This window comes from Maribacter dokdonensis DSW-8, assembly GCF_001447995.1.
In the GTDB taxonomy this organism is placed as follows: domain Bacteria; phylum Bacteroidota; class Bacteroidia; order Flavobacteriales; family Flavobacteriaceae; genus Maribacter; species Maribacter dokdonensis.
The window spans coordinates 12,954-31,364 of record NZ_LDPE01000005.1; the positions used below are offsets into that span (position 1 = coordinate 12,954).

The 18,411-nt window shown below is 35.8% G+C and carries 16 protein-coding genes; 9 read left to right on the forward strand and 7 right to left on the reverse strand.

Translation table 11 applies throughout. The annotated features are described in order from the left end of the window. Positions 1–23: 23 nt before the first annotated feature. The 3 genes from I600_RS15785 to I600_RS15795 all read right to left on the reverse strand — a co-directional run bounded on the left by I600_RS15785 (position 24) and on the right by I600_RS15795 (position 2,615). On the reverse strand, positions 24–863 hold the full coding sequence (locus tag I600_RS15785; RefSeq protein ID WP_058105532.1) for a universal stress protein: 840 nt from the start codon (positions 861–863) through the stop codon (positions 24–26). Positions 864–927: 64 nt separating this feature from the next. Further along, complete coding sequence (locus tag I600_RS15790) at positions 928–1,776, reverse strand: universal stress protein (RefSeq protein ID WP_058105533.1); 849 nt, start codon at positions 1,774–1,776, stop codon at positions 928–930. 5 nt (positions 1,777–1,781) lie between these two features. Next, positions 1,782–2,615, reverse strand: a complete 834-nt coding sequence (locus I600_RS15795; RefSeq protein WP_058105534.1) for a universal stress protein — start codon at positions 2,613–2,615, stop codon at positions 1,782–1,784. 113 nt (positions 2,616–2,728) lie between these two features. On the opposite strand from I600_RS15795, the gene I600_RS15800 reads away from it, so the two are divergent. Further along, positions 2,729–3,028, forward strand: a complete 300-nt coding sequence (locus tag I600_RS15800) for a thioredoxin family protein (protein ID WP_082643004.1) — start codon at positions 2,729–2,731, stop codon at positions 3,026–3,028. A 27-nt stretch (positions 3,029–3,055) separates the two neighbouring features. Here I600_RS15800 and I600_RS15805 read toward each other — a convergent pair whose 3' ends face one another. The 3 genes from I600_RS15805 to I600_RS15815 are packed head-to-tail and all read right to left on the reverse strand — an operon-like array spanning position 3,056 to position 5,626. Next, positions 3,056–3,895 carry a universal stress protein gene (locus I600_RS15805; protein ID WP_058105536.1) on the reverse strand — a complete coding sequence of 280 codons (840 nt, stop codon included), beginning with the start codon at positions 3,893–3,895 and terminating at the stop codon, positions 3,056–3,058. Between the two features lie 23 nt (positions 3,896–3,918). Beyond that, positions 3,919–4,764 carry a universal stress protein gene (locus I600_RS15810; protein ID WP_058105537.1) on the reverse strand — a complete coding sequence of 282 codons (846 nt, stop codon included), beginning with the start codon at positions 4,762–4,764 and terminating at the stop codon, positions 3,919–3,921. Positions 4,765–4,780: 16 nt separating this feature from the next. Beyond that, entirely contained in the window at positions 4,781–5,626 is an 846-nt protein-coding gene (locus I600_RS15815) for a universal stress protein (protein ID WP_058105538.1), read from the reverse strand. 141 nt (positions 5,627–5,767) lie between these two features. Between I600_RS15815 and upp the strand changes: the two genes are divergently transcribed. Next, a complete protein-coding gene (gene upp / locus I600_RS15820; RefSeq protein ID WP_058105539.1) occupies positions 5,768–6,427 on the forward strand; it encodes a uracil phosphoribosyltransferase in 660 nt (219 codons plus the stop codon). Positions 6,428–6,451: 24 nt separating this feature from the next. Here the strand turns inward: upp and I600_RS15825 are convergent, their stop codons facing one another. Further along, a complete protein-coding gene (locus tag I600_RS15825; protein WP_058105540.1) occupies positions 6,452–6,910 on the reverse strand; it encodes a pyridoxamine 5'-phosphate oxidase family protein in 459 nt (152 codons plus the stop codon). 208 nt (positions 6,911–7,118) lie between these two features. Between I600_RS15825 and I600_RS15830 the strand changes: the two genes are divergently transcribed. The 7 genes from I600_RS15830 (at position 7,119) to I600_RS15865 (ending at position 18,374) form a co-directional block, all read left to right on the forward strand. Next, the gene (locus tag I600_RS15830) at positions 7,119–9,377 is read left to right on the forward strand and encodes an alpha-L-fucosidase (protein WP_082643005.1); all 2,259 of its coding nucleotides are present in this window, start codon (positions 7,119–7,121) and stop codon (positions 9,375–9,377) included. A gap of 267 nt (positions 9,378–9,644) precedes the next feature. Further along, positions 9,645–11,792, forward strand: coding sequence for a VIT and vWA domain-containing protein (locus tag I600_RS15835; protein WP_058105541.1), 2,148 nt, complete (start codon positions 9,645–9,647; stop codon positions 11,790–11,792). A gap of 236 nt (positions 11,793–12,028) precedes the next feature. Continuing rightward, entirely contained in the window at positions 12,029–12,586 is a 558-nt protein-coding gene (locus I600_RS15845; protein ID WP_058105543.1) for a hypothetical protein, read from the forward strand. A 24-nt stretch (positions 12,587–12,610) separates the two neighbouring features. Next, complete coding sequence (locus I600_RS15850) at positions 12,611–13,504, forward strand: SH3 domain-containing protein (protein WP_058105544.1); 894 nt, start codon at positions 12,611–12,613, stop codon at positions 13,502–13,504. Positions 13,505–13,513: 9 nt separating this feature from the next. Beyond that, entirely contained in the window at positions 13,514–14,542 is a 1,029-nt protein-coding gene (locus I600_RS15855; protein WP_157490917.1) for a hypothetical protein, read from the forward strand. Positions 14,543–14,585: 43 nt separating this feature from the next. Beyond that, positions 14,586–17,618, forward strand: coding sequence for a sensor histidine kinase (locus I600_RS15860; protein ID WP_157490918.1), 3,033 nt, complete (start codon positions 14,586–14,588; stop codon positions 17,616–17,618). A gap of 6 nt (positions 17,619–17,624) precedes the next feature. Beyond that, on the forward strand, positions 17,625–18,374 hold the full coding sequence (locus I600_RS15865; RefSeq protein WP_058105547.1) for a LytR/AlgR family response regulator transcription factor: 750 nt from the start codon (positions 17,625–17,627) through the stop codon (positions 18,372–18,374). The last annotated feature ends 37 nt before the right edge of the window (positions 18,375–18,411 follow it).

An 18,411-nucleotide genomic window follows, 5' to 3' on the forward strand; every position in this document is an offset into this window, starting at 1 on the left:
AATGTAAATACCAAAGAAACGTATTAATGTAATGCTAAAATGGGTACATCGCTGTCGTAACCAATTTCTTTAATCAATGGTTTAGAAAAGACACTACCAAAAAAGAAATGTTTTCGGTTAATGAAAGACACCATATCACTTTCTCTACTTTCAACAAAAAGCTGTATACCCTTGCCCAAATTCTTCTCTTTTAAGGTATGAAATTGATGTTTAGTCTCACTTAAAATAGATGATAATAATTGTTTATTGCTTAATTGGGTTTCTGTAAGTTCTTTATTGTTTTCTAAATGCAATACGGCAATTTCGGCATTGTGCATATTAGCCAATTCTATAAGGTATTTAAACTCTGGTCTTTTATAGACATCTTTAAAATCTGTTGGAAAAACTATCTCTTTAGGCGACATGAACGATACATGTTCTGGTATGGCTAGTACTGGACATTCTCTAATTTTCTCCATGGCCATAACGGTATTACTGCCAAATAGGACACCTTTAGAGCCTGTAGCCCCTTTGGTTCCCATTGCGACCAAATCAATATCTTTCTCTTTTATGTTTTGCTTAATGGCTTCTGACAGAAAGTTCGCTGTAGATTCTGTAAAATAATTGTGTTTAAAGTTCTCTTCATGTAAGCCAAGGGTGTTGATCAGTTTATCAAATTTCTTTTCTGATTCCTGTTTTGCTAGTAGGTATTCTGCACTTCCTTCTTCAGGTATATTTAGACTATTGGTCGTATATTTTTCAAAACTGAACACGTTTAGAAAATAAAAGTCACAATTAAGTTTTGCATACAGATCAATGGTGTACCAAATGGCATTAAGGGCATTTTTAGAAAAATCCGTAGGTATTAAAATACGCTTGTTCATTATGGAATGATTTAGATGGTTCAATAAATATATGCGCTAACCATTTGATTCACTATGACATATATCAGTCCTGTACAGGTAGTATTAAAAACGGAACTGTAGCATAGATACTTAAATCCATTATTACAGGTTCATGTAAAAAACGTTGAAAAAACCTTCTACGGTGATAAGACATTGCCAGCATATTTATTTCTCTTTCAACTATAAAATCTTGAATAACATTGGCTTTGTCTGCGTAGTTCCAGATTTCATCATAACTATGTGGTATGTGAAGCAAACATTTATCCAGTAATTTCTGATTGGAAATTTGCTTTGAAGACATTATTTCTTCTTCATTGATATGAAGAACCGCTACCGAGGCGTCTGTAATGGCTGCAATGTTCAATAACATAGATAGCGTACTTTTGGTACATCCTTTTTTATAATCGGTCACAAAGGCAATTTCTTTTATAGGTTTAAATGAAATTTCTTTGGGTATTGCCAAGATTGGGCACTGTGTAATGGTATTCGCGATCTGTATGGTATTACTGCCCTTAAACAGTTCCTTGGCTCCTGTTTTTCCTTTATTGCCTAAAACGATAAGGTCAATTTTGTAATCCACCAATGTTTTTGAAATTAAAGTAGACAGACTTCCTTTGCTTGAAATGGTTTTGAATAAATGCTTGTCGTTAGCTGTGTCCAAAACAATTTTATGAACGGTTTTAGTCAGATTTTCATTTGAGTTGGCTTCAAGCTTTTTTAAAACTTTCTCACCTGTAAATAATGCATTTTTGGCACTGACCACAATGTCATCATATGCATTGACCAGGTAGAAAGTACATTGGTTTTCGGCAAAAATCTGTGTTGCATAAAAAAGGGCATTATACGCTTCATTGGAGAAATCCGTTGCAACAAGTATATTTTTAATTTTCATAGCTTTTATTGTGGAATTACCAAGAATGGAACGGTTACATGAAAGCCTATTTTCTTAATGACAGGCTCAATGAACAAACGCTCAAAAAAGGTGTGTTTGTTCTGTATCATTACCAATAAATTTATTTTTTGTTTGATCTGAAATTCATTGATGGCAGCTATAACTTCATTACTGGGTACTTCATGAAAAAAGCCACTTTCGGATAACACTTTGGCAAGTTGTTCTTTATTTTTTTCTTGTATCGGATTTAATTCATCGCCGGTGTAAACATGCATTACATTTACCAGAGAGATATGAGAATGGGTAATTTTCAAAAGTTGTTCCAAACTTTTCTTGTCTAGCCATACCTCAAAATCATTGGGAAACAGTATCTGTTCTGGAGCTTCATATTCAAAGCCTGAAGGAATGACCAAAACTGGACATTTTGCATTTTTAATGACATGTACGGTGTTGGTGCCCAATAATATTTCCTTTGCCCCAGAAGCACCTTGCGTACCCATGACAATGATATCTATTTGTTCTGCCTCTACGGTTCTAGTGATTTCGCTAGAAAGTACATTCAGAGCAGAATGGGTGATAAAAGTGTGAAGGGGATTATTAAATTCCTTTTCTAATGTATTTTTTAGTGCTTCAAGATTATCTTGCGAGTTCTGTTGCACAATATCTCCAAGACCAATTTGCGCCGGACTCCCCATTAAATATTCTGTATGATATACCGGCGGCATGTAACTGTTCAATAGAAAAAATGTGCATTTAAGATCTTTGTATAGTGTTAGGGCATACCGTATAGCGGTCAATGCGTTTTCAGAAAAATCTGTAGGTAGTAAAATACGTGTCATAATACTATAATTTAATAGAATAAAGTTACCTTCATTAGGTAGATTATAGTATGATATTCGTCAGTATTGAAAAGTATTTAATTGGTTATTATATAGTATAAAAGTAGTATGTAATGAGAAAACTTTTTAAAAAGACCATAGCCTCGGAAAATCCCACATTGGTGTACTTTTTTGCATCTTGGTGTGTACCCTGTAAACTTATGAGGCCAACAGTGGAGAAAATAGTAGAAGAAGGGGCAACAGCGATCAATAGTCTTGAAATAGACGTAGAGCTAGAAAAGGCAATTGTAAAAAAATATAAAATTAAGGGTGTACCTACCTTGGTATTGTTCAAGAACGGTTTACCCATGTGGAGGCATACAGGTGTTATGCCCATTGAGGATATTAGATTGGCAATAAATGAATATCGTTAAAGTACTTTTGCTATAAAACCTTCTTTGTTACTCATGTATAACCAGAAATGGTACTTTGGTATGGTAGCTAATTTTTTCAACTGTTGGCCTAAATAGAATTCGTTCTAGAAAATTAAGATTTTTTGCCACCATGATTACCATATCAAGATTTCTGCTCTCGGTAAAACATTGTACTGATTCGTCTATGCTTTTTCCTGTGATATTATGATAGGTACAAACATTATCCTTAAAATAATCTAATATGAAATTTTTGACTTTAGTTTGATTTTGGCTCAACGCTTCATTTGCGCCAGAAATATAAAGTAAGCGTAAGGCAGATCTTTTTAGAAGAATTATATCTTTTATCGTTTCCAAGACTTTGATATCGTAAGCGATATTTAAATCTGAGGGAAAACCAATTTCCTGAATATTTTCATAACATGCATTTTCAGGTACAGCCATTACATTACAGGGAACTTTGGTAATTACATTACCGGTGTTACTACCTATGGATACTGATTTAAGTCCCGTGGCACCTTTTGTGCCCATAATTATTAAATCGATTTTGTTATTGATCACCAAAGTCTTTAGTTCATTAATGAGAAAACCATATATAGCCTGAACTTTAAAATTATGTTTTGCATTTAATGGAAGTTTTTCAATTCTCTTTAATAGATGCTGTAATTTTTCTTTAGGCTCTGCAAGTATGGTTTCTTCTAAAATATCTGGTGAAACATATAATGCAGCTTCTCCGCTAGAATTGGTATTTATAGCGTTGATGTGCACAAGATGAAAGGTACATTGCGTTTTTTTGAAGAATGTAATTCCGTATAAAATAGCGTTCCAGGCATTATCGGAGAAATCGGTAGGGATTAATATGTTTTTCATGGTGACCGTTTAATTTTAACTAATTAGTATTGGGGCAAAAACAAAACCGGAATTTTAGAATGAAACGCAATTTTGTTGACAACCGGTTCTCCTATAACTTTCTCCCAAAATGTATGTTGATGTCTAATTAAGCTAAGAATTGCGGCATTATTGTTACCTACATATTCATCAATACTTGTAGATATGTTTATGACGAACGGTATGTTACTGAATTTATATTTTTGACCGGTGAGTCTTTCTCTAAGTACATCTTTATGTAATTCTTGATTGTCGTTTAAATTAAACTCCAAAGCAACATGTACAATTTCAATAGAAGCTTTCCATATTTTAGAAAGTTCTAGAATAGGCTCTAATACACTTTTCTTATAAGCTGAACTATAATCCGTAGCAAAGATTACTTGGGTCAAGTTTTGAAAATTATGTCCGGTAGGTACCGTAAGTATAGGAATGTTCTTGATATGCTTTAAGACTTTTACGGTGTTGCTTCCCAAGAAAACCTCTTTGGCACCGGTAGCACCTTGTGTACCCATTATTAAAAAATCTATATCATTTTTATGGATAACGTTCTCAACCGAGGTTTCTAAGTTTCCCGGTTTTGACAAGGTCGTAAATTGATGTTTTGGATTTTTATGGTTTGTGTTTAAATAGGATAGTACTTCTTCTAATTCTTGAGCCGAGTATTTTGAAAGTGAATCATATATTGCTCCAAGTCGTTGCTGACTTTTAGCACCCATAAGATTTAAAGGGGTAGGCTCGTAAGCATGAAGTAAATAGAAGTGGCATTCGACTTCTGCATATATTTTCAACGCGGTAAAAATGGCGTTCCATGCATTATCAGAGAAATCCGTAGTAATCAATAAATTTTTCATGGCTATAGAAGATTAGTTATCGAGAAAGGTTTTGCATGACCAAAAACGGAATGGTTGGTGAAAGACCAATTTCATCAATAGTAGATTTATACAGCATATCTTCCAGAAAGGAGTGTCTTGAATTTACCATGACCAAAAGGTCCATTTTATGATCGGTAATATAAGTTGAGATGGCTTTGGCTCTATTTTCTACACCTTTGGTCACAAATGATAACCTGGCGTGAGGTAATGATTCTTCCAAGAATTTTTTATTGTCCAACTGCCTGTGGCTTAAATCAACAAAATCAGAAATATATAAACTATGAACTTCAGCCTTAAATTCTCCCGCTAAAATATCCAGTAGCTTCAATTCTCTTCGTTTGTACGGTATCATGTAATTACTGGGGAAAAGTATTTTTTTAGGTTGGCTATAATCATATTGGTCTGGGACTGCCAAAACAGGGCATTTTACATATTTAAAAACTTGTACGGTATTGCTTCCATAAGTTATTTTAGAGCTGGCGGTTTTACCTTTGGTACCCATTATGATAAGATCAATATTTTTTAAATCGGCAAAGTTGTTCAAGGCATCTACCAAAGATTCAAAAGCGGGTACTGCTTCATATTTATGTAAAGGGTTATGCGTTTTAGTTTGGGTTTCGGTAACAAGTTTGTTCAGTTTATCCTCAGAATCATCAACAATAATCTTCTTCTGTTTCTCAAATGTTTCTGCATCTACCTTATGATAAGGTCCGTAAACTTCATCGGCATACGCATGTAAAAAGTAAAAATTTGCGCGTTCGCATTTAAACACATTCAATGCATACGAGATGGCGTGATCGGCATTGTTAGAGAAGTCAGTGGGTATGAGAATATTTTTCATAATTCATCTAATTGATATTTTAAATGTAAAATCAACAAAGAAGAATACCTATGATAAATATCAGTAGTACTATGTTTTGTATTGATAATGATATGCCGTTTTTCATCAAAATGGGTATTTTTGATCGTAAAACCAGTAAATATGACCATTCATAATTTAGGAGACCAAAATTCAGTTCTCAATCAGTTTATTTCGGAAATACGTGATGTACAGATTCAAAAAGATCCCATGCGATTTCGTAGAAATATAGAGCGCATAGGAGAGGTGCTAGGTTATGAGTTCAGTAAAGAGTTGCTTTACAGTTCTAAAGATATAGAAACTCCGCTTGGTAATAAATCTATGCATTTAAGTCAAGATCAAGTCGTTATATGTTCTATTTTAAGAGCAGGTTTACCATTGCATCAAGGGCTTTTAAATTATTTTGATGCGGCTGAAAATGCGTTTATATCTGCCTACCGTAAACATGAAAACGGCGAAGATGAGTTTGAAGTCGTGGTCGACTATTTCGCAGCACCGTCTCTAGAAGGTAAGGTATTGGTGTTAACAGACCCTATGTTAGCTACCGGTAGAACTTTGGAAAATGTGTTAAAGGGTTTAAAGGACCATGGCACACCCAAACAAATTCATATTGTTTCTGTTATTGGCTCCCAGCAGGGTATTGAGTTTGTACAAAGTGTTTTCCCGGCACAGACGCATTTATGGATTGCGGCAGTAGATCCGGAATTGAATGCCCGTGGTTATATCATACCTGGTATTGGTGATGCCGGTGATCTGGCTTACGGACCTAAAATAGAGGTATAACCGTTATTGGCGTTCGTGTTAAAATTAGCACCTACTTCTTAACTTTCCGGTCAGTTCGTTAATATTGACACGAAATACGATCGGGGCTTCTTCGGCATCAATTTTTGCAGAAAACTCACTTATATATTTTGGTTGCTCACCGTAAATGGTTGCTATTACTTTTTTAACGCCATCAGAAAATTCATGTAGCATATGTTTGGCATCAATTCTAGAGAGCTCCTCAAAGGTACCCTGAACTAAAACGGACTTCCAATTTGCTATGGAAGCTATTTCATCAACTCCCAAGCAAACCTTGGTATTCTTTCGCATTTCTTGAATTTTGTGTCCCTCGCTAGAGTAGCTGGTAATGGAATGCGTGTCAGGATCGTAGTAAAATGTTATGGGCACAATGAATGGGCATCCTCCTGATAAGTATGAAAGCCTGCCAATGTAGTTTTGTCCTAATAACGCCTTACATTCTTCTTGATTCATATTTCTTCTCATGACCAATTGTTGTTTGTTGATACAATAAAAGTATACATCATTGATTTAGTGGCACATGATATTGGTCAGTTGATCATTAATTTAAAGTGTATTGCAAAAATAGTATTGAATAACGCAAATTAAGCATCAGTTTCGCTATGAATATTAAGCTAGATTTGAAATTCATCACGTAAATTTTAATGACCAAACAACAATCAAAATTTTATCAATGACTAAGTCAACATTAACTAAAACATTATTTAAAATTGTTTCACTACTGTTAGTAGTGGCTTCTTGCATAGAGAATCCCAAACCAGTTCTAAACCTTGCTACAGCGAATACCATTGAGATAGATGGTGATGATTCAAAAGATTCCGTTATTTTAAAAGCAGCTCACGTTATACCTTCAAAAAATCAATTGAACGCATTAAAAGATGAGTTTATAGCATTTGTTCATTTTGGACCAAATACATTTACAAAACTGGAGTGGGGCAATGGTATGGAAAACCCATCTGTCTTCAATCTAGAGAACTTAGATACGGATCAATGGTGTAGTGCAATGAAAGATGCGGGGATGAAAAAGGTAATCATTACCGCAAAACATCACGATGGTTTTGTATTGTGGCAAAGTAGATATACTGAGCATGGGGTTATGTCTTCACCTTTTAAAGAAGGGAAAGGTGATGTTCTTAAAGAACTTTCAGTATCATGCAAAAAATATGGTATTAAACTAGGGGTTTACTTATCGCCTGCAGATCTATATCAAATAGAACATAAAGATGGATTATATGGTAATTTAAGCGAATATACGACACGAACTATTCCTAGACCAGTACAAGGAAGACCGTTTGAGAATAAGACAACTTTTGAGTTTGAAGTTGATGACTACAATGAATATTTTTTAAATCAACTCTTTGAATTGCTTACTGAATACGGTCCAATTGATGAGGTTTGGTTTGATGGTGCTCACCCAAAACGTAAAGGCGGTCAACAATATAAGTATAGGGACTGGAAAAAGCTTATCACGGCATTGGCACCAAATGCAGTAATATTCGGTAAAGAAGGAACACGTTGGTGCGGCAATGAAGCCGGTGCAACCAGAGACACGGAGTGGAATGTAATACCATATACCGAAGACCCAAGAACAATGAATCTATTTGCAGATATCACCGGAGAAGATGTTGCTAGTGTTGATAAGCTAATGGAAGGTAAGTACTTACATTACCAACCTGCAGAAACAAATACTTCTATTAGAGAGGGTTGGTTCTATAGGAATGATGATGAACAAAAAGTACGAAATACAGATGATGTCTTTGATATATATGAGAGATCAGTTGGTGGTAATTCAATTTTTTTATTGAACATTCCACCAAATAGAGAGGGGAGATTTTCAGATGAAGATGTAAATGTTTTAAAAGAAACGGGTATTCGAATTAAAGAAACTTATGGTATTGATTTATTGGAAAATGCCGATGGTCCGGTAGAATTATTAGATGAAGATGAAGACACTTTTTTGGCGCTTGATAATGATAAATTAATGCTAGAATTTACACTTCCAAAAGGGGTGAAGATCAATAGATTTGCTATTCAAGAAGATATTAAAAGACATGGTGAACGAGTATCTTATCATGCCTTAGATGCATGGGTAGATGGTATGTGGAAAGAATTGGTCGTTAGCACCAACATAGGCTATAAAAGAATTTTGAGATTTCCGGAAGTAACAACGAATAAATTGCGGTTACGAATATTAGATTTTAGGGCAATTCCTGTGCTACAAAAAGTGACTGCTCACTATTATAAAAGTAGACCACCAATTTTAGATATGCATCGCTCGGAATTGGGTATGGTTGATATCGCTCCAAAAATGTCGGATTTTAAATGGAAACCCCACGGTGAAAATGCAAGTGGTAATTTAACCAAAGGAATGAAAATTGTATATACGACCAATGGTGAAGCGCCAAACGAATCTTCTACTGTGTTTAGTAAACCCTTTGCATTTGCAAATGGTACGGTTAAGGCGGCAGCAATTATGAACGGAGAATTAGGAAGTGTTACTGAATTGAGTTTTGGTATGCTTAAAGATAATTGGAAGGTTCTTAATACCGGTAGTTCTAAAAATGACCATAACGCAGAAAAGTTATTTGATGAGGATATAGAAACGTACTGGCAGTCTAATGAGAGTGGTGTAAATAACCATTTTGTAGCATTGGATTTAGGCGAAGAAACTGAAATTACCGCTTTTAAGTATACACCGCCTACTACTATTTCGACAGGTATGATCGAGAAAGGGATTATGTATATTAGTAAAGACGGTATAAAATGGCAAGAAAAAGAAACTTTTGAATTTGGTAATTTAATCAATAATCCAACGCCAAGATTTTTCGAATTTAAAAATTCGTACTCTACCAGGTATGTAAAGTTTAAAGTAGTAGAAATTGCAGGAAGTAATTCTTCAGCAGCAATAGCTGAACTTGATTTTTATAAGTAAACCAAATTCGTTTTGAAAAAAGGATGTTACCTATTATAGTCAAGTAGCATCCTTTTTTTATTATTAATTAAAACAAAGCTATTCTGAATATTTGTTTATCGGAAAAATGTAAAGTACATATTGAGAAAATAGAAAAACCAAAATTTAAAGTTCGTTAAGCCTAATTTTACGAATTCTAGATAATACCCAACGAATACTAAAAGCCACCCTTTTTAGCGATTGTTCACTGTTAGATTTGACATCAAATAATAATCTAATACAACGATCATGAAACTACTTTACACCTTTTTACTATGCGCAATCTGCTTTACAGGTTTTTCCCAAGATACTGACAGTCCGTATTTATTGGTCTCTACCAAGAACGCCATTATACCTTTAAAATCTTCCATAACAGAAGCATATATAGCGGGTACCATTGCCCATGTTAGGGTTACACAAGTATATCAAAACAAAGGAACGGAGCCTATAGAAGCCAAGTATGTGTTTCCACTATCTACACAGGCGGCGGTTCATAAAATGCATATGATAGTTGATGACCGACTTGTAGTTGCCAAAATTTTTGAAAAGCAAGAAGCTAAAAAAGTATACGATGCCGCCATTGAAGAAGGTAAGCGAGCTGCAAAGTTAGAGCAGCATAGACCCAATGTATTTCAAATGAATGTGGGTAATATTATGCCTGGCGATAAAATTACGATCGACATTTACTATACCGAAATGTTGGTGCCTGTAAATGGCGAATATCAGTTTGTAGCACCTGCCGTAGTGGGTCCACGATTTACTGGGGAAAGTACTGAAGCAGAAGGTAGTTTTACAATGCCATATACGGCAAAAGGTATTGCAGATAGTTTTGATTTCGATATTTCGGTTAGGCTAAACGCAGGTATGATCATTCAACATGTCAATAGTGCATCACACGAAATTATAGTGGAATATCCTGATGCGAAAACAGCCGAGATTGTACTATCCGAAGAAAATAAAAATCCGTCGAACAGAGATTTTATCTTAAAATACAATTTAAGGGGCAATCAAATACAAACCGGATTATTGTTGTACGAAGGCGAAGAAGAAAGCTTCTTTTCTTTTCAAATGGAACCTAACAAGAATGTGGTTTTAGATGATATTCCATCACGTGAATATTTGTTTATCGTTGATGTATCGGGTTCTATGAACGGGTATCCTTTAGAAGTATCGCGAACCTTAATGCGTAATCTTTTATGTGGATTACGAATGACGGATACGTTCAATGTTCAGCTATTTGCATCAAGTTCAACTATGTTTAGCGCAGTGCCTGTAGAAATAAACGAGCAGAATATAGAGGCGGCAATTCGGTTTTTATCGGAAGGTCAAGGCGGTGGAGGCACACAATTGTTAAGTGCGCTGCATACAGCATATAAACTGCCTAGAAAAGATATGGGCATAGCAAGGTCTATGGTGGTCATTACCGATGGTTATGTTAGCGTTGAAAAAGAAGCCTTTGAACTTATACGTAACAATCTAGACCAGGCCAGTGTATTCACTTTTGGTATCGGTTCTAGTGTCAATAGGTATTTAGTTGAAGGTATGGCAAAGGTTTCTAACAGCGAATCGTTCATAGCCACAACGTCAGAAGAAGCTGCAGAAGTGGCTAAAGACTTTGCAAATTATATAGCAACTCCATTATTGACACGAGTAAAGATTGAATCCAAAGGGTTTGATATGTACGAACTTGCCCAAAAGAGCATACCAGATGTATTTGCAGCAAGACCGGTTGTGGTTCACGGCAAATATAAGGGTAAGGCAGAAGGGAAAATAATCGTCACCGGTTACCAAGGTAAAAAACGCTTTAGACAAGTGTATAATGTAACTGACGGGCAATTAAGCAAGCAGAACAAAGCCTTGGGTTATTTGTGGGCTAGAAAGCGAATAGGGGAATTGGATGATTACAAGAAGCTATTTAATGAAGATGTGAAAGCTGAGGTGGTGGCACTAGGACTCAAATATAACTTGTTAACGAATTACACCTCTTTTGTAGCGGTTGATGAAGCCATAGTTAATAAAGACGGTACGTTGACGAAAGTAAAACAGCCGTTGCCAATGCCAGATAACGTAAACAATTCTGCCGTAGGAGCAGAAGCTGAGGTCAAAGAAACCAGCAAATTCAAACGTACGTTCAATATAATTTTTAAAGACGAGATCGCAAAGAATGTAAAACGACAGTTAACGATGGAATTTAAAGTGATGTATGCCAAATTAGTTTCGGAATACTTAAAAAAGTATGAAAGTCTGCGTATAAAATTCAATGCTCAAGGCAAGGTTATACGTGTAGAAAAATTTGAGAATGGCAGCTGGACAGTTGATGAAAGTATGCTGTTGGATTTTGAAAAAATAAGTTTAAAATCCGTTAAAAAAGAAATCACATTAACATTGAAAAAATAAGTAGTTAGTTTTGGTTAGTTGGTTCTCCGAAAGGAGAAGAAAACCTGTAAGATGTCTGTCATTTTGCAGGTTTTTCTTTTGCATTAAATTGAAGAAAATACATGTTGGAACCTGAATAAAAACCAGCTGTTCAACGAATTCTAGATGAATAGCTACGAATACTAGAACGCCCATATAAAAGCCCTGACTCCGTAGTAATTTAGTAGTGTAGAAAGAAAACAACTAAAATAATTATCATGAGAAAATTCATCTTTTTTGCGTTCGTAATTTGTGTTTGTGCCACTAATGCACAAGAGTTTAAACTAACCAATACCTACGATGTTACTAACCAAAGAACCGTTGGGCAAGAGGAAGAAGACACCTGGGCGGTAGATCTCATTGAAACCAAAAATCCAGAGAAGACTATTGCCACATTGAATATTGCAGATTTTGGTTTGTTAGATGAAATAAGAATCTCGGTTTTACAAGAACCGGCATTAGAAGGAATCACCGAAATTTTGAAAATAACCCTTGAGTATAATGCATGTTGCTCAAGTACAGAAGAGTTCTATTATTTGCTTAGTGAAGATGGGGTCATTGCCCTACCAAGCATAAAAAATGAATATGCCTACGAACCTATTTCAGACATACATTACATATTTCCTAACCAGTCTTTTGGCAAGGAAGGAACTATTCTAAGAGCCGCATTACAATACACGGAAACATATACGATCAAAGACATAAAAGTGCTAAGAAGCATTGCTTGGAACGACGATGATTTTGATACAGAAGATGCTATAACAGCAATTAATTAGTAATAACCCTTAAAATTTAAAATCATGAAAAATGTAAAGAAAAGTGTCCTGTTCATTTGCTTATTTGTAGTTGCAAATTTATTTGCGCAAAGTGTTGAACAAGTAGAATTTGAAATTATGGATAAAGAAATTCCAGCCGAAGAATTAACCTATGAGTATTTATTGGCACACAAGGTATTTCTTCGCGAAAAGCCATCGGTACGCAGTAAAAAAGTAACCTTGTTAAATATTGGTACTAAAATGGTGTTGTGGGAAAAGAGTCTGTATTCCAAAGAAATAGACGGTATCAAAAGCCATTGGTATAGAGTAACCACAGGAGACCAGACCGGATGGGTTTGGGGCGGAATGATAGCGCAGAAATCCTTTGGTAGTATTGCGGACAACCAGGTGAAGTTTGTGTACGGTTATGAAAGCAGTACAACAAACGAAGCAGGTATTACGGAGGTGAAATACCAATTACGTGCCTTTAAAAACGGTCAGCAATTAGATAAAATGGTGTTAGATAGTTTGTCTGCTATACCGGCTCATATTGAAAACCACGGTAGTCTTGGTTTGTTCAATGTAGAAGATGTGATTACAGTAGATTTAGCCGATGCGGATACCGGTTACCAAGTAGGTAAAAGCTATGTGTTTTGGAACAATGGAAGGTTTAAGAAAGTAGCAAGTTTAATTGACTATGCAGATAGCAATTATTTAAAGACAGAACATTTTGTTTTTCCTTCGGATATGCAAGGAGTTAAGAGTACCATTTTGTTAAAAACAACGATTACAAAGAACATAAAATCCTTAGATGATGCTTTGGCTCAAAACAATGTAGAATTCATTACTACGCCGTATATATGGAACGGTTCTAAGCTAATAAAAAAGCAAGAAAACCGTGAAATAGAAGACAATGCCGTAGTAAGTATAGACTTTTAAAATAAAGAAATGATGAACAAGTGTTTTATTATCGTATTGGTGAGTGTGCTAATGCTTGGTGGCAAGAAGCCGTTTTCGCAACAGTCGGAAACGGCACTTGCTTTACCGAACATAAGCATTCAAGAATCTATCGTATTTATAGCTGGTTTTGATGAGAGTGACAATACCTATTACAGCAATGCAAAACAGTATTTTCAAAAACAGGGAATGCCTATTGTAGAGGGTTTGCATACCATCAATGAGATAATCGCTTACATCAACAAAGCAGGGGAAAACCAAGTTATCTTTAAAGAAATTCACGTAGTAAGCCATAGCAATGCCTGGTTAGGAATGTCCATGAGAATTAAGGAAAATGGCGAACGCATTACCGTAAAGAGTTTAGAACATGCAGTTAAGGAGTATAACATAGAAAGCATTTGCAAAGAATATACGGGCAATACCAAGATTATTTTTCATTCATGTGGATTGGGCGAAAACAAAGCATTGCTAACAGAATTGAAGGATGTTTTTAAGGCAGACCAAGTAAGTGCATCGCCCTATTTTAATGTATTTGGGGGTAAATATGCAGAACATTATTTGGCAAAACCTTACTATGGGTATTACCCAACGGCAGAGTCTAAAGGACCAGCATTTCTATCCCAAGAATTTAGAGAAAACTACCCAAATGTACATATAGATTGGTTAACTGCTTTAACCACTAGACAAGAGTCTTCATTTGGTGAGGCTTATAGTTTTAAATTTAATATTCCGGTAGAATGGGAATTTACTTTTGACAACAGCAACGATATGCCTAAATTGGCAGATAAGGAAGCTATCATGGATTGGGTTTCAGAATCCCCAGAAATGGCGGAGGTATTGTTTGCCTTGCAAATTCCGATAGAAAAATTTCGTTGGAGAAGTTCGGTAAATGGTAATACGCTAATTATAAAAGGAAAAACTACGGTACTGTGCGTATTGGCACCTATTTTGCAGTCTAATGGTGCTAATGAGTACCAAAATGTGTCGGTAGAAGACCGTTCGCTTTATCAAATATTATAGTAGCATTGGCGTTAGTTTAATACATAAAGGAAATCCGTTTTTTTTGAATCTGATTATTAAATACTTTTTGATTGTTTGCTGTTGTTTTGGAACAATACCATTATTTGCGCAAAACAGTCAGCTACGGTCATATACCATTGCAGATGGTTTACCGCAATCACAGGTATATGATATTGTACAAGATGATATGGGCTACTTGTGGCTAGGGACTCAAGGTGGCGGACTGGCAAATTTTGACGGAGAAATTTTTGAAGTATGGAATGAAAGTGATGGCTTGCTTTCTAATTATATAGATGCACTTTACACCGTTAACGACTCCTTGTTTATTGGAACAAAAAAGGGACTTTCCATAAAGGTAAAAAACAACTTTGTTAATCTAGAAGCTCCGCAAATACTTCAATTTTTTCCAGTTGATGGTCAGTTGTATTTAGCGACTAAAAATGGACTCTATACCTACAGCAAAAATAAGCTAATAAGCAAGGTTAATTTCAATTCAGAAATTGATAATAGTGAAATCAATTCGGTTTTTTTTGATGGAAATTATTACTGGCTTGCGAGCAACAAAGCTTTGTGGAAGTTAAAAGAATTGGGTAACAACGCTACCGAAATTATAAAAGTTGAGAAGAATAATTTCAAGTCGGTCATAGCACATAACAACCACATCATTGCAGCAACTTTTGATGATGGTGTCTTTATAATCGATAAGGCTACAACTGATAATCGCTTTTTAATGCCGGAGCCCTCACGTATAAATTCCATGTCAATTCAAAATGAAGATGAGTTGTGGATAACTACAGATAATGAGGGAGTTACCATTGTAGAGACCACAACATTTTCAGAAATAAAAAGATTGAATACTGCCAGTGGTTTGGCAACACCACACATAAGAAAGGTCATAAATGACGATAACGGCAATATTTGGATCGCTACATCAGGTGGCGGATTCTACAAGTATTTTCAGAACAATTTTAAACATTATGATCAAGGAACAGGCTTAAAGGGTAATCGCATTTATGCGGTACATAACGCTCCGGACGGAATATGGTTTTCCACTTCGGAAAAAGGCTTGGCGAAAATTGATTCCGAAGGCATTCACCCATTGCCAAACGAGAGTACCTTTTTTGATGTAAAAATCAAGACCATAACTAGTGATACCAAAGGCAATATTTGGGCAGGGTCAGATAATAGAGGCTTGCTTTTTAGAGAGACCAAGATGGTTGACAGTTTGGTGTTTTCATCGAGCGAAAATTACTTCATACAAATGGATACCGTTTCGGTAGAGCGCACGGCAAATCATATCATTGATGAAAGCAAAGGATTTCCTTCCGATTGGGTTAGAACCGTAATTGCAGACGATGATTACATATGGGCGGCAACCTATGCCCATGGTATCGTGAAATTCAAGTACTATTCAGATAAAGATAGCATGTTCATTGCCAAAACCTTTTCTAGTAGAGATGGTATTACAGATATGCTCATAAAAAGCATGGTAAAAGCTGCCGATGGTAAACTTTGGTACGCAACCCAAAAGGGTCATTTAGGGTATATAGAAAATAATAAAGTGACAACTGTAGAAACAGGCTTGGAAGAACAAACTGCAATCGGTTCCATTTTGTTTCATGATGATACTATTTTCTTGGGAACTTCAGGTAAGGGAATTTGGTATGCCAACAGTTCGAATCCGGTAAATTTTCAGCAGCTAAAGGGGAGTAAACGCTTATCGTCCAATAACATATATCAGCTTATTTTTGATGATCAAGGCAACCTGTGGGCAGGTTCTGAACGCGGTGTAGATAAAATAGAACTTAGTGCAACGAACGAAATTGTAGATATCTATCATTTTGGTAGAAACGACGGATTCTTAGGTATAGAAACCTGCTTAAATGCGGTCGATAAAGATGAGGATGGCAATTTGTGGTTTGGTGCTATTTATGGGTTGACCAAACATATCCCCAGTGAAAGTAAAAAAACAGCGGCTGCACCAAAAGTATATTTTACGGGAGTAGAAGAGCGGTATAAAAGCATTGATTCCTTGATCTTAAAAGATTGGACGAATACGAGCAAGGTATTACAATTAACTCCCGATCAAACCCAGTTGGGTTTTTCCTTTAGAACGGTAGATGTTGATCACCCAAACGAAGTAGCGTATAGAACTCGGTTAGATGATAATGAGTGGAGCCCTTGGGTAAAGGAGAATAAGCAAAATTTTGCAGGTTTGGCGTATGGCGCACATACCTTTTCGGTACAATCCAGAAATTACAGATGGCAAGAAAGTGAACCTATAGCATTCCGTTTTTTTATTGATAGTCCGCTTTACCAAAAAGACTGGTTTCAATGGTCGGTTTTGGCATTGGCGGTGGTACTGTTATTAGGCTTTGGTTGGTGGTATATACGTAAGATAAAGGCAAAAAATAGGGCGGAACAGGAACGCTTGAAAACACAAAACTATTTGTTGACCTTAGAGCAAAAAGCGCTTCAGTTACAAATGAATCCGCATTTCATTTTTAATGTTTTAAATGGTGTAAAGGCAATGGCAGGCACCAAACCAGATAAGATGGATGCTACCATAAATAGTTTTGCCATACTGTTACGGGAAACACTACAAAATTCAAGAAAAGAGCATATCGGTCTAGACCAAGAAATAAAAGCATTAAAACACTACATAGAGGTAGAACAGTTAATGGCGCAAAAGCCTTTTGAATACTCGATAAAAGTTAAAACCACTCCCGATGCCGAAGAAATATTGATACCGCCCATGCTTATTCAGCCATTTGTGGAGAATGCTATACGTCACGGAATATTAAAAGGAGAAAAGGAAGGGAAATTGGAAATAGGCTTCACGACTTCAAAAACTCATTTACATTGTAGTATTATTGATAACGGATTGGGTATTTTTAAATCGCAGAACGAAAAGGTAAAAACGGACCATCAATCAATGGCATTGACCGTTACCAAAGAAAGATTGGAATCCATTGCAGGTAAAAACACCTTGCATATCAGTGAAATAAAAAATGAAGATGGTAGCGTTGAAGGTACCAAGATTGCCTTTAAAATACCCTTACTAACAGATTATTAAACACCTATGCATACAGCGATAATAGTAGAAGATATGATTGACGCCTTAACCCTTTTAAAAAGGGATATTGAGACGCAGCACCCAGAAATTGAAATTATCGCCACGGCGCAGAGTGTAGTGGAAGCTGCCAAAGTACTGCGTAAAAATCAGCCCGATATTCTGTTTTTAGATATCATGTTAGGTGACGGTACAGGCTTTGATATTTTAGAGATTTTTCCAGATTTAAAATCGAAGATCATATTTGTAACCGCGAGTGATGAGTTTGCTATACGTGCCTTTAAATTTGCCGCAATCGACTATGTATTAAAACCCTATTCCAACGAAGATTTAAGTTTGGCAATTGCAAGGGCAAAAGAGCAGTTACAGCCTAATAACGAGCGTTTGCAGATTTTAAAGGAAACTATTGAGGCTCCGGAGAAAAAGCCGAATAAGATATCGTTACATACACTAGATCAAATTATCATTGTCAGTCTAGACGATATCATTCGGTGTGAATCCGATAGTAATAACACCATTTTCCACCTTCAAGATAAACGCAAGATATTCGTAACAAAGACCCTAAAATACTTTGCCGATTTATTAAGCAGTCACGATTTTGTTCGTGTACACCAAAGTCACTTGGTCAACCTACAATGCATCAGTGCCTATATCAAAACAGATGGTGGTTATTTAATGTTGAAGAATGGAGAAAACGTACCTGTATCTGTCCGCAAAAAAACCGAGATTATTGAGATTTTAGATAAGATGCATAGGTAGGGGGATTATTTTAATAAATACTATTTCAATTTCAGGA